Origin of the sequence: Streptomyces sp. NBC_00273 (assembly GCF_036178145.1) — a bacterium.
In the GTDB taxonomy this organism is placed as follows: Bacteria; Actinomycetota; Actinomycetes; order Streptomycetales; family Streptomycetaceae; genus Streptomyces.
In genome coordinates this window covers 6440567-6452542 of the sequence record NZ_CP108067.1, presented here as the reverse complement: position 1 = coordinate 6452542, position 11976 = coordinate 6440567, and the positions used below count along the sequence as shown (strand labels likewise).

General features: G+C 72.5%; 9 protein-coding genes, 2 tRNA genes and 1 pseudogene. 1 reads left to right on the top strand and 11 read right to left on the bottom strand.

Going from position 1 to position 11976, the window contains the following annotated elements; genetic code table 11:
* Nucleotide 1: 1 nt before the first annotated feature.
* Nucleotides 2–244, top strand: a complete 243-nt coding sequence (locus OG386_RS28540; RefSeq protein ID WP_266596562.1) for a hypothetical protein — start codon at nt 2–4, stop codon at nt 242–244.
* An 11-nt stretch (nt 245–255) separates the two neighbouring features.
* Here the strand turns inward: OG386_RS28540 and OG386_RS28535 are convergent, their stop codons facing one another.
* From OG386_RS28535 to rsfS, 11 genes and pseudogenes are all read right to left on the bottom strand, one after another.
* Nucleotides 256–1137, bottom strand: a complete 882-nt coding sequence (locus OG386_RS28535) for a YceI family protein (protein WP_405787197.1) — start codon at nt 1135–1137, stop codon at nt 256–258.
* A 136-nt stretch (nt 1138–1273) separates the two neighbouring features.
* Nucleotides 1274–3499: pseudogene (locus OG386_RS28530) on the bottom strand (ComEC/Rec2 family competence protein); the annotation flags it as partial.
* A 146-nt stretch (nt 3500–3645) separates the two neighbouring features.
* Nucleotides 3646–4350 carry a ComEA family DNA-binding protein gene (locus tag OG386_RS28525; RefSeq protein ID WP_328790476.1) on the bottom strand — a complete coding sequence of 235 codons (705 nt, stop codon included), beginning with the start codon at nt 4348–4350 and terminating at the stop codon, nt 3646–3648.
* Nucleotides 4351–4802: 452 nt separating this feature from the next.
* Nucleotides 4803–5648 (bottom strand): DegV family protein, encoded by an 846-nt coding sequence (locus OG386_RS28520; protein WP_327385440.1) that lies wholly within the window; start codon nt 5646–5648, stop codon nt 4803–4805.
* A 302-nt stretch (nt 5649–5950) separates the two neighbouring features.
* The gene (locus tag OG386_RS28515) at nt 5951–6718 is read right to left on the bottom strand and encodes a hypothetical protein (RefSeq protein ID WP_328790475.1); all 768 of its coding nucleotides are present in this window, start codon (nt 6716–6718) and stop codon (nt 5951–5953) included.
* Between the two features lie 130 nt (nt 6719–6848).
* Nucleotides 6849–9719 (bottom strand): leucine--tRNA ligase, encoded by a 2871-nt coding sequence (leuS, locus tag OG386_RS28510; protein WP_328790474.1) that lies wholly within the window; start codon nt 9717–9719, stop codon nt 6849–6851.
* A gap of 329 nt (nt 9720–10048) precedes the next feature.
* Nucleotides 10049–10121 (bottom strand) — tRNA-Ala (locus tag OG386_RS28505).
* A gap of 131 nt (nt 10122–10252) precedes the next feature.
* Nucleotides 10253–10486 carry a hypothetical protein gene (locus tag OG386_RS28500; RefSeq protein WP_008738908.1) on the bottom strand — a complete coding sequence of 78 codons (234 nt, stop codon included), beginning with the start codon at nt 10484–10486 and terminating at the stop codon, nt 10253–10255.
* 145 nt (nt 10487–10631) lie between these two features.
* Nucleotides 10632–10704 (bottom strand) — tRNA-Ala (locus OG386_RS28495).
* Between the two features lie 122 nt (nt 10705–10826).
* A complete protein-coding gene (locus OG386_RS28490; protein ID WP_328793388.1) occupies nt 10827–11483 on the bottom strand; it encodes a histidine phosphatase family protein in 657 nt (218 codons plus the stop codon).
* Entirely contained in the window at nt 11480–11926 is a 447-nt protein-coding gene (gene rsfS, locus OG386_RS28485) for a ribosome silencing factor (RefSeq protein WP_030008628.1), read from the bottom strand. Before rsfS ends, OG386_RS28490 begins: the two co-directional genes overlap by 4 nt.
* Between the last annotated feature and the right edge of the window lie 50 nt (nt 11927–11976).

Here is an 11976-nt window from a genome sequence, read left to right as displayed (position 1 = left end):
CGTGAATGTGCGACATGTACTCGTCCTGCCCGACCGCGACGCCGCCGAGGAGGTGGCCCAGGAGGCCGTCGACCGCTTCGGCCTCCCGGAGGAGCCGCAGTTGGTCCGCGACGCGCTGGCCGGCGAGGACGACGCCGAGGACGCCCAGTGGCTGGTGATCGTCGAGGACCCGCGGGAACGCCTCGACACCACCTCGCTGGACGACCTCGCCGCCGAGTACGAGGGCTGGCTGGAAGCCCCGTAGAGGACTGCGCGTCAGGCCTTGCGCACGGCCTGGACGTCCAGCGTCACTTCCACGCTCGAACCGATGGCCGCGATCCCGTGCGCCAGGATCGACTGCCAGTTCAGGGTGAAGTCCTCGCGGTGCAGCTCGGTGGTGGCCCGGCAGGCCGCCCGGAGCTCGCCCTCCATGCCGGTGCCCAGACCGAGGTACTCGGTGTCCAGGGTCACGGACCGGCTGACCCCGTGCAGGGTCAGCGCGCCGGCGACGGTCCACCGGCCGCCGCTGCGGTGGATGAAACGCTCGCTGTAGAACTCCACCGTGGGATGGCGGACCGCGTCCAGGAAGTCCCCCGACCTCAGGTGGTCGTCGCGCAGCCGCAACCCGGTGTCGATGCTCGCCGCATCGATGATCACGTGCATGGAGGAGTCCTCCATGCGCTCGGCTATCCGCACCGCCCCCGCGAACGTGCTGAACCGACCGCGGATCCGGGCCAGGCCGATGTGGCGGGCCGTGAAACCGATGGACGAGTGCGTCGGGTCGAGCTCCCAGTGGCCGGGCTGCGGCAGCAGCGGCGGCTCCACCGTGTCGAGGATGATCTCCGCGGTGCCGGGCTGCCCCGGGTCCCCCACGATCGTCACCCCGTGGAAGGCCGCGTACCCCTCCGCGGTCACGGAGAGGCGGTACTCCCCCTCCGGTACGGCCACGGCAAAGCCACCGTACGGGTCGGTCTCGCCGCTGACGATGCGGCGGCCGATCGGGTCGGTCACCTCGAACGCGGCCTGCCGGACCGGCCGGTGGACCGTGTCGAGAACCCGGCAGCTGAGCAGACGCGCCGTCGGCGGCAGCGTCAGTGTCGCGGATGTGGGCGGGCTGGAACTTCCGGCCGTCTCCATCCCCCGTCGGCGACCGAACATGACTGATGCACCCCCGTGCTGTGTGGACTTGGACCGTTCTGGCGAAGACGCATTCGATCATGCTGTCGGGTTGTGGGCAAACAGAGTGGTCGCGCCCGGTATGGCCGCGCCGATTCCGCCGCCGATTGGCCGGAAATGAACGTAGCCGAACTCCGCTTCCGGCGACTGCGATCGAGCCGTCTGTGTCGGTGCGCAGCACGGTCGCCCCCAACTCCCGCAGCCGGGCGAGCGTACTCGGCGCGGGGTGTCCGTAGCGGTTGGCCACGCCGACGGGAACGAGCGCAAGCCGTGGCCGGATCCGGGCGTACAGCTCCGGGTCCTGGTGCGCGGAACCGTGATGGGCGACCTTGAGGACGTCCACCGGACCGAGGTCCGGATGGGCTCTCAAGAGGGCTTGCTGGGCGGGAGGTTCGAGGTCGCCGAGCAGGAGCAGGGTCAGCCCCGCGCCGCGCACCAGCAGGGTGACGCTCGCGTCGTTGGGCCCCTCGGGCGGGGGTCCGGCCGGTGGCGGCCAGAGCACCTGCCACTCGAACGCCCCGGCCCGGCGCCGCTCGCCCTGCACCGCCTCGACGATCGGCACACCGGCAGCCGCCGCGGTCCGCCGGACGAACTCGGCCTGCCCCGGCGGATCTTCGAGTGCGGTGGCCTGGATCACACCCACGGACCGGCCCCGCAGCACCCCCGACAGACCTCCTACGTGGTCGGCGTGAAAGTGCGTCAGCAGGAGCAGCGGGACGCGGTGCACGCCCAGGGCGCGCAGACACTCGTCCACCGGTCCGGGCTCCGGGCCGGCGTCCACCACCAGGGCCTCTCCCGGGCCGATGGAGAGCGCAGCGGCGTCCCCCTGCCCCACGGCGCACTGGACGTAGCTCCAGTCGGGCGGCGGCCAGCCCGAGAGCGAACGGGTGAGCTGCGGCGGCCGCAGTACGGCCAGGAGCAGCAGTGCCGCCAGGGCGGAGCAGAGCAACCCGCGCCCGCGGAACCGGGCACCGACGACCACGGCGACGGCCACAGTGGCGGCGGCCAGCAGAACGCCGCCGGTGAGCCCGCCCGGCCACGCCAGCTCCGCGCCCGGAAACCGGGCCCCGGCCCGGGCGACGCCCGCGATCCACCCCGCCGGCACCCCCGCACCACGGGCGAGCAGCTCCGCGGCGGGCATCCACACCGGAGCCACCGCGAGCGCGCCGAAGCCGACAACCGTCGCGGGACCGGCTGCCAGCTCGGCCAGCAGGTTGCACGGCACCGCCACCAGGCTGACCCGGGCGGCCAGTACGGCCACCACGGGCGCGCACACGGCCTGCGCGGCCGCTGCGGCCCCCAGCGCCTCGGCGAGCCGTGGCCCCGCCCCACGGCGCCGCAGGGCTTCGCTCCACCGAGGAGCGAGGGTGAGCAGTGCCCCGGTGGCCAGCACGGAGAGCAGGAAGCCGTGACTGCGGGCCAGCCACGGGTCGTAGAGCACGAGCAGCAGCACGGCCGCGCCCAGGGCCGGGATCAATGACCTGCGCCGTCCGGTGGCGATGGCCAGCAGGGTGACCGCCCCGCAGGCGGCGGCCCGCAGCACGCTCGGTTCCGGCCGGCACACCACCACGAAGGCCAGTGTCAGGGCCGCCCCGCACAGGGCGGTGACCCGCAGCGAGAGGCCGAGTCGGGGCGCCAGCCCGCGCCGTTCGGCCCGCTGCGCCCGGGCCGGGGGCCCGATGAGCAGGAACAGCACCACGGTCAGGTTGGAACCGGAGACGGCCAGCAGGTGCAGCAGGTCGGTGGCCCGGAAGGCCTCGTGCAGATCGGGCGGAACCCTGGACGTGTCCCCGACGACCAGCCCCGGCAGCAGGGCTCTGGCGTCCGGTGCGAGCCCGTCGGTGGCCTCGCGCAGCCCGGCCCGCAGCCGCCCCGCGATCCGCTGGACGGTGTCCGGGCCGCCGGTCACCCCGGGCGGGGTGTCACGCGCCGGGCGGAGCAGCGCCACGGCCCGCTCCCCGCCCTGCGCGGGGTCCAGCCGGGCGACCACCCCCACCCGGGTGGAAGGCTGCAGCCGGGCCCATCCCGGATGCCCGGCCAGCACCCTCACCGGGGTTTCGACCCGGGTGCTCGCCCCGTCGGGGCCGGTCACCCGGGTCACCACCGCGTCCAGCACCATCACCGGCGGACCGCTCGCGCTCCGGGCGGCTCTCGGGTCGGAGCCGACGGTGAGCTCCGCGTGAACGCGGGCGTGCTCCCGTGCCAGACCGGTCACCGGCCCGGCCCGTGCTTCGGCCCGCTGGAGCCCTGCCACCCCCGCGCCGGCGGCCCCGCACAGCAGGGCCGCCGCAGCGACCGGCGCGAGCCGCCACAGCCGACCCGGACGCCGGCACGCGCCCAGCATCAGCAGGCCCGCGCAGACCATCGCCAGGCCCACCCCGAGGGCGGTCTGGTGGACGGGCATGTCCAGGGCGACGGCAGCCGCCGCCCAGGCGGCCACGGCGGGCACCGCGAGGCGGAGGTCCGGCGGGACCGGCCCCGCCGGGCGGTTCACGGCCGCACCAGCGTGCGCAGGTCGGCGAAGCGGCGCTCACCGATGCCGTCGACCTGGCGGAGCTCCTCCACGGAGCGGAAGCCGCCGCGGGCGGTACGGAAGTCGACGATGTGCTGCGCCAGCACCGGCCCCACCCCCGGCAGGCCGTCGAGCTGGGCGACCGTGGCCGAGCCCAGGCTCAGCGGCCCGGGCCCGAGGCCGGATCCGGGGACGGCGCCAGGACCCGAGCCGGCACCGCCGCCCGCCCCGGCGGGCGGCGGCGGCTGCGCCGGTGCGCCGACGACCACCTGTTCTCCGTCGACCAGCACGCGGGCCCGGTTCAGCCCGGTCGTGTCGGTGCCGGGACGCACTCCCCCGGCGGCGGCCAACGCGTCTTCCACCCGCGAACCGGCGGGCAGCCGTCGCACCCCGGGATCCCGGACCTTGCCGCTGACGTCGACGACGATCCGCGCGGTCCCACCGGTCCCACCGGCTCCACCGGCCCCCGCTCCCGCGGCCGGGGCCCCGGCCGGTGCCGTGGCCGCCGCCGGTACGGCCCCCGGGGCGACCACCGCGGGCACGGTCACCGCCCGCGGCCTGGCCGACCAGTACTGCTGCCCGGCGAAGCCGACCGCGGCGAGCAGCACCACTCCGACCGCAGCCACCGCACGCGGCCGCATCTCGCAGCGGTCCTGTAGCCACAGCGGCAGCCGCTCCCGCACGGCCAGCCTCCACGCAGCCCCTGAGGGCAGCCCGGACGCCCCATCGGGCGGTGCCTGGACATCCACTCCGTCCGGGGCCCCGGACGGCGCCTGGAGCGCCCGGAGCGACGGGGGCGGGGGCGGGGGCGGGGGCGGGGCATGCGGCGGGCTGCTGCCGCCCAGCAAGGCCTCGGCCCGTCGGCGCACCGCGCCCGGCTCCGGATGAGGAACCCGCCGGCCACGACGCGCCGTACGCCGGTGCCGCAAGCGACTGCCGGAGAGCCGGCCGTCGGAAAGTCGGCCGTCGGAGAGACGGGGGCGGCCCGGGCCACTGGTGGCGCCCGACGGATGCGAAGCACGCGTTCGAAGAGTCATGCCACGACCGTAGAGGCCGATCCCGCCTCCGGTTCGGATCACTCAATTCCGGTGGAAAAATGCTCCGTTGTGGATGACCGAGCCACCCGTTCCGGTGATCAGCGGGGCGAGACGACCGCCGCCAACAGCCCCGGGCCGGTGTGCGCCCCGATCACCGCGCCGACCTCGCTGACGTGCAGCTCGACCAGCCCGGGGATGCGTTCGCGGAGCCTCTCGGCGAGCTTCTCCGCCCGCTCCGGAGCCGCCAGGTGGTGCACCGCCACGTCGACGTCGGCGGACCCGGCGCGCTCGACGGCCAGCTCTTCCAGACGCGCGATGGCCTTGGCCGACGTACGGACCTTCTCCAGCATCTCGATCCGACCGCCGTCCAGCGTCAGCAGGGGCTTCACCGCCAGGGCGGAGCCGAGGAGGGCCTGCGCGGCCCCGATCCGGCCGCCGCGGCGGAGGTAGTCGAGGGTGTCGACGTAGAAGTACGCGGCCATGTCCGCCGCGCGCTTCTCGGCGGCCGCCACGGCCTCGTCGACGGATCCGCCCGCCTCGGCGACCTCGGCGGCCGCGAGCGCGCAGAAACCGAGGGCCATCGCGATCATGCCGGTGTCCACGACCCGCACCGGCACGGGTGCGGTCTTCGCGGCGAGCACGGCAGCGTCGTAGGTGCCGGACAGCTCGGCGGACAGGTGCAGGCTGACGATGCCGGTCGCCCCGGCGTCCGCGGCCGCCCGGTAGGCCCGGACGAACTCCTCCGGGCTCGGGCGCGAGGTGGTGACCGAGCGGCGCTTCTGCAGGGCCAGGGCCAGGCTGCGCGCCGAGATCTCGGTGCCTTCCTCAAGTGCCTCGCCGCCGAGCACCACGGTGAGCGGGACGGCGGTGATTCCGTGCCGCGCCATGGCCGGTCGGGGCAGGTAGGCCGTGGAATCGGTGACGATGGCGACATGGCGGGACATGAGCCGGAGGTTACCGCCCGCCGGGGCGTGACGGCAGCCTGGCCCCACGACGCGACCGTCGGCGGGGGCGGCTGGGTCCTGTCGTCACCGTGGCATCGGTCAGGCCCGCGGCGTCCGGTGCCGTGCACCGCAAGGCCGAGGAGGGGGTCGACGCGGAGCGTCGGCGCCCGACGAGAACGCAGCGGGCGGGCGTGCCGGACGTAACGGGCGTACGTGCCGGACGCCGCGAGCCCGGCCTTGACCGACACGGCACCCCCTGGGCGCGGCGAGAGCCTACGGTACGAGCCTCCGCACGCCCCGCCTCAGGTGGTGCTCTCCGGTCGGCGCGCCTTCTGCCAGGGGTACTGGGGCGTCGGAGCGGCCGGATTCAGGGCCTGCGGTTGATCCGCGCCCCAAGCCGGGCTCGCCGCCGCCGCAGGCTGCCCCGGAGCGCTCCCCGGAGCCTGCGCCTGACCCGGCGCGGCCCCGTTCGCCTGCGCCGCGTCCCACGCCGCGGCCGCCGCCGCGAGGTCGTCCACCGGCTCCCGCGACCAGTCTCGCAGCGCGTCGGACTCGACCTCGATCTGTGCCGACAGCGTGGACAGGTCGTCCTGCGCGAAGCGCTGGGCCCGGTCCCGCGCGGCCCACCGCAGCGAGTCCGCGGCCTGCTTGATCTTGGCCGTCCGCTCCCGCAGGTCCGGCAGGCGCTCCGCGATCCGCCCGCGGTCCGGGTCCTGCTCGAGCCGCTTCAGCTCGTCGTCGAGTTCGCGCCCGTGCGCGCTCAGCCGCTCGAACAGCGCGATCGACTCGTGCAGCGAGGCGTCCACGCGGACCCCGTCCTGCAGCGCCTGCTCCGTGGCGCGCATCGAGGTCCGCAGGTCGAGGCGCAGCTGCGCCAGCGCCCCCGTGACCCCGACCTGGCCGAAGCTCTTGGCGCGCAGGGTGGTGTCCTCCACGGTCCGTCGCGCCTGCGTGATGGTCCGGTCCACACCGCGCTTGGTCGCCTGCACCACCTTGACGGTCGCGTACACGCCCAACCCCAGGAAGGTGAAAAGCACCATCAGCGCGAAGATGATCAACGCGGCCTCCATGAGCATCCCTTCCCCAGTACCCGACGGCTCTTTTCCGTCCCCTCCACGGTAAACGCCACGGGCAGGCCAGGGGTTCCAATCGAACCCCCAACCTGCCCGTACGGGATCCCCCCTATGCGGGGTTGCGCCCTCAGATGACGATGTTCACCAGCTTCGGCGCGCGCACGATCACCTTGCGGATCTCCGCGCCGCCCAGCGCCGCCACGACGCCCTCATCGGTCACGGCCAGCTGCTCCAGCTCCGCGTCGGAGATCGTCGGCGACACCTCCAGCCGCGCCTTGACCTTGCCCTTGACCTGCACCACGCACGTCACGCTCTCGTCCACGACGTACGCCGGGTCCGCCACCGGGAAGTCCTGGTGGACCACCGACTCGCTGTGGCCCAGGCGGTGCCACAGCTCCTCCGCGATGTGCGGGGCCAGCGGGGCGACCAGCAGCACCAGGGCCTCGGCGACCGAGCGCTCCAGCGGGCGGCCCGCCTTCGTCAGGGCGTTGTTCAGCTCGGTGATCTTCGCGATGGCGGTGTTGAAGCGCAGCCCGGTCAGGTCCGAGCCGGCCCCGTCGATCGCCTTGTGCAGCGCGCGCAGGGTCGCCTCGTCCGGCTCACCGTCCACGACGGTGACCGCGCCGGTCTCCTCGTCCACGATGTTGCGCCACAGGCGCTGCAGCAGCCGGTACTGGCCCACCACGGCCCGGGTGTCCCACGGACGGGAGACGTCCAGCGGGCCCATCGCCATCTCGTACAGGCGCAGCGTGTCCGCGCCGTACTCCTCGCAGATCTCGTCCGGCGTGACGGCGTTCTTCAGGGACTTGCCCATCTTGCCGTGCTCACGCTTGACCGGCTGGCCCTGGTAGAAGTAGCCGCCGTCGCGCTCCTCGACCTCGGCCGCGGGCACGTAGACGCCGCGCGCGTCGGTGTACGCGTACGCCTGGATCATGCCCTGGTTGAAGAGCTTGTGGAACGGCTCCGCCGAGGAGACGTGACCCAGGTCGAACAGCACCTTCGACCAGAAGCGGGCGTACAGCAGGTGCAGCACCGCGTGCTCGGCGCCGCCCACGTACAGGTCGACGCCGCCGTGCGGTGCGCCCTCGCGCGGGCCCATCCAGTACTGCTCGATCTCCGGGTCCACCAGGGCCGAGGCGTTGTTCGGGTCCAGGTAGCGCAGCTCGTACCAGCAGGAACCGGCCCAGTTGGGCATGGTGTTGGTCTCGCGGCGGAAGGAGCGCAGGCCACGGCCGTCGCCCAGGTCCAGCTCCACGTTCACCCACTCGCCGTTGCGCGACAGCGGGGTCTCCGGCTTGGACGTGGCGTCGTCCGGCTCGAAGGTGCGCGGGGAGTAGTCCTCGACCTCCGGCAGCTCCAGGGGCAGCATCGACTCGGGCAGCGGGTGCGCGACGCCGTCCTCGTCGTAGACGATCGGGAAGGGCTCGCCCCAGTAGCGCTGACGGCTGAACAGCCAGTCGCGCAGCCGGAAGTTGACCGTACCCTCGCCGATGCCGCGCTCGGTCAGCCAGTCGGTGATCGCGGCCTTCGCCCGGGCGACGTCCAGGCCGTCCAGGGCGATGCCCTCGCCCGTCGAGTTGACCAGCTTCGCGTCGTAGGAGACGAAGGCGTCGTCCCACGCGGCCGGGTCGGTGCCGCGCCCGTCCGACGGCTCCACGACGCAGCGCATCGGCAGCTCGAAGGCGCGCGCGAACTCGAAGTCGCGGCTGTCGTGCGCCGGGACGGCCATGATCGCGCCGGTGCCGTAGCCCATCAGCACGTAGTCGGCGATGAAGACCGGGACCTTGTCGCCGCTGACCGGGTTGATCGCGTACTCGCCGGTGAAGACACCGGTCTTGTCCTTGGCCTCGGCCTGCCGCTCGACGTCCGACTTCGCGGCGGCCTGCTTGCGGTAGGCGCTGACGGCCTCCGCCGGCGTGGCGTGCCCGCCGGTCCACACCTCGTGGGTGCCCTCGGGCCAGGCGGCCGGGATGAACTCCTCCACCAGCGGGTGCTCGGGCGCCAGCACCATGTAGGTGGCGCCGAACAGGGTGTCCGGACGGGTGGTGAAGACGGTGATGGCCTCGTCGCCCAGCGCGAAGTCGACGCGCGCGCCCTCGCTGCGGCCGATCCAGTTCCGCTGCTGCAGCTTGATGGCCTCGGGCCAGTCCAGCGCGTCCAGGTCGTCGATCAGCCGGTCGGCGTAGGCGGTGATCCGCATGTTCCACTGGCTCAGCCGGGACTTGAAGACGGGGAAGTTGCCGCGCTCGGACCGGCCGTCGGCGGTGACCTCCTCGTTGGCCAGTACGGTGCCCAGCCCGGGGCACCAGTTCACCGGCGCGTCCGAGGAGTACGCCAGCCGGTACTCGTTCAGCACGTCGGCCCGCTCGGCCGCGGTCAGAGCGGCCCAGGCGCGGCCGCCGGGGACCTCACGGGAGCCGTCCTCGAAGGCGGCGACCAGCTCGGTGATCGGCCGGGCCTTCTTCGCGTCGGCGTCGTACCAGGAGTTGTAGATCTGCAGGAAGATCCACTGGGTCCACTTGTAGTAGTCCGGGTCGATCGTGGCGAACGACCGGCGCTTGTCGTGGCCCAGGCCCAGCCGGCGCAGCTGGACCTTCATGTTCTCGATGTTGGCCTCGGTCGAGACGCGCGGGTGCGTGCCGGTCTGCACGGCGTACTGCTCCGCCGGCAGGCCGAAGGCGTCGAAGCCCAGGGTGTGCAGGACGTTGTGGCCGGTCATCCGCTGGTGGCGGGCGAAGACGTCGGTGGCGATGTACCCGAGCGGGTGTCCGACGTGCAGGCCGGCACCGGAGGGGTACGGGAACATGTCCATGATGAACTTCTTGGGCCGTGCGACCACTGCGGGGTCCCCGGCCAGGTCACCGGTCGGGTTCGGGGCCTCGTACGTGCCCTGCGCGTCCCAGACGTCCTGCCAGCGTGCCTCGATGTCGGCGGCCATGGCAGCCGTGTAGCGGTGCGCCTCGGCCGCCTCGGGGGCCGGGGTGTTCGTCTCGCTCATGATTTCTGAAGCTCCATCGATCGTCTCTGCCGTCTCTGCCTGCCCAAACGAAAAAACCCCTCGCACAGGAGGGGACGCCGCGCCGGGTCCGACCATCTCGAAGGGTCGGTACTGATCAGCGCGGCTCGGTAAGCAGAAGGCGTACGGCACGCATGGCGTCAGGGTACCGCAGCGGCCCCTTCCGACGCTCGGCCGTTCCACCCGTCGACACGACGCACGGGAACCCGAGGACACGAGGACAGGCGGACACCCCGACACGCGGACATCGGGACACGGGGGGGCACAACGAGAAGCGGGCCACCCGATCCGGGTGGCCCGCTTCTTCACTGTGGAGCTAAGGAGAATTGAACTCCTGACCTCCTGCATGCCATGCAGGCGCTCTACCAACTGAGCTATAGCCCCTTGTTGTGCTTGCCGCTTCGGTTTCCCTTGCCGGTTCCCCTTGGCGACGTCCCAAACATTACACGGTCATGGCCCTGGTCCAAAAATCGGTTTCCACCGACCAGAAGCCATGTCCGATTTGAGTCAACTTGTCACGCTCTCGCGAACTGATAGAACCGCTTGAGCGTGCAGTGCTCGTCGAGCAGCCGCCCGTAGATCGGCTCCCCTTCCAGCTCGCGGTACGTCTCGATCGGGTCGCCTTTTATGATCAGCGCCCGAGCGCATTCCTCGCACCAGTACTGGTAATCGGGGTTGACCGGGTCCATGTCCCGCACGATCGGCGTGCCGTTGTTGCACCAGTCGCACCGGCGCCGGTGTGCACCCATCCGTCAGCGACTCCCTCCCGCATCGGGCCGTCGTCTCCCCCTCCGGCGGTCACGATTCTGCCATGCCGGTGCGGGCCAGGTCAGCAAACGCGAAAGGGTACAAAAGCAAGGATCCCGCCCCCTGTTGGGGACGGGATCCTGATTGTGGAGCTAAGGAGAATTGAACTCCTGACCTCCTGCATGCCATGCAGGCGCTCTACCAACTGAGCTATAGCCCCGCTCTCCGCCGCGCTCCCCCGTCTCCGGTGTTCTGCGCTGCGAACAAGAAGAACTCTAGCCTGTGACCAGCCGGAAAGTGAAATCCGGGTGGCAGCCCCGCCGGGGAGCGGCAGAGGGCAGCTCAGTCGTCGTCGCCGAGCACCGGTTCCGGCAGCGTGCCGGCGTTGTGCTCCAGCAGGCGCCAGCCGCGCGCGCCCTCGCCGAGGACGGACCAGCAGCAGTTGGAGAGCCCGCCGAGGCCCTCCCAGTCGTACGCGTTCAGGCCCAGCAGGCGCCCGATCGTCGTACGGATAGTGCCGCCGTGGCTGACCACGACGAGGGTGCCGGACCGCGGCAGCCGTCCGACGTGTTCCAGCACCACCGGCGCGGCACGGTCGGCGACCTCGGTCTCCAGCTCGCCGCCGCCGCGGCGGACCGGTTCGCCGCGCTTCCACGCCGCGTACTGCTCGCCGTACTTCTCGAGGATCTCGTCGTGCGTGAGGCCCTGCCACTCGCCGGCGTACGTCTCGCGCAGCGCCGCGTCGTGCGACACCGTCAGCCCCGTGAGGGCGGCCAGCTCGGCAGCCGTGGCGGAGGCGCGCTGCAGGTCGGAGGCCACGATGGCATCCGGCTTCAGCGAGGCGAGCAACCGCGCGGAGCGGCGCGCCTGCGCCACACCCGCCTCGGTCAGCTCGATGTCCGTGGAGCCCTGGAAGCGGCGCTCCAGGTTCCACGAGGTCTGGCCGTGCCGCCAGAGGACGATCTTCCTGCCGGACTTGCCCGAGGTGGTCGCGCTCAGAACAGATCACCGTCCAGTTCGTCGTCGCCCGCCGCCTCGCGCAGCTTGGCGTGCTCCTCGGCCTTGCCGATGGTGAGCTTGGCGTCCTCGGGGAGCTCGATCTCGGGGCAGTCCTTCCACAGGCGCTCCAGCGCGTAGAAGACACGCTCCTCGCTGTGCTGGACGTGGACGACGATGTCGACGTAGTCGAGCAGGATCCAGCGGGCGTCGCGGTCCCCCTCGCGGCGCACCGGCTTGGCGCCGAGCTCCTTGAGCAGGCGCTCCTCGATCTCGTCGACGATCGACTTGACCTGGCGGTCGTTGGGCGCCGAGGCGAGCAGGAAGGCGTCGGTGATCGACAGCACGTCGCTGACGTCGTACGCGATGATGTCGTGCGCGAGCCGGTCGGCCGCGGCCTGGGCGGCGGCGGTGATGAGCTCGATGGAGCGGTCCGTGGCGGTCACTGGCCATGCTTTCGGGTTGGCGGGCAGATCCTTACAAGGGTCTCATGTAC

Excerpts from the sequence above, each read along its gene's own strand:
- OG386_RS28515 (WP_328790475.1), bottom strand. The coding sequence starts at position 6,718 with ATGGAGGCCGCGTTGATCATCTTCGCGCTGATGGTGCTTTTCACCTTC.
- OG386_RS28535 (WP_405787197.1), bottom strand. The coding sequence starts at position 1,137 with ATGTTCGGTCGCCGACGGGGGATGGAGACGGCCGGAAGTTCCAGCCCG.
- OG386_RS28500 (WP_008738908.1), bottom strand. The coding sequence starts at position 10,486 with ATGGGTGCACACCGGCGCCGGTGCGACTGGTGCAACAACGGCACGCCG.
- leuS (WP_328790474.1), bottom strand. The coding sequence starts at position 9,719 with ATGAGCGAGACGAACACCCCGGCCCCCGAGGCGGCCGAGGCGCACCGC.
- OG386_RS28520 (WP_327385440.1), bottom strand. The coding sequence starts at position 5,648 with ATGTCCCGCCATGTCGCCATCGTCACCGATTCCACGGCCTACCTGCCC.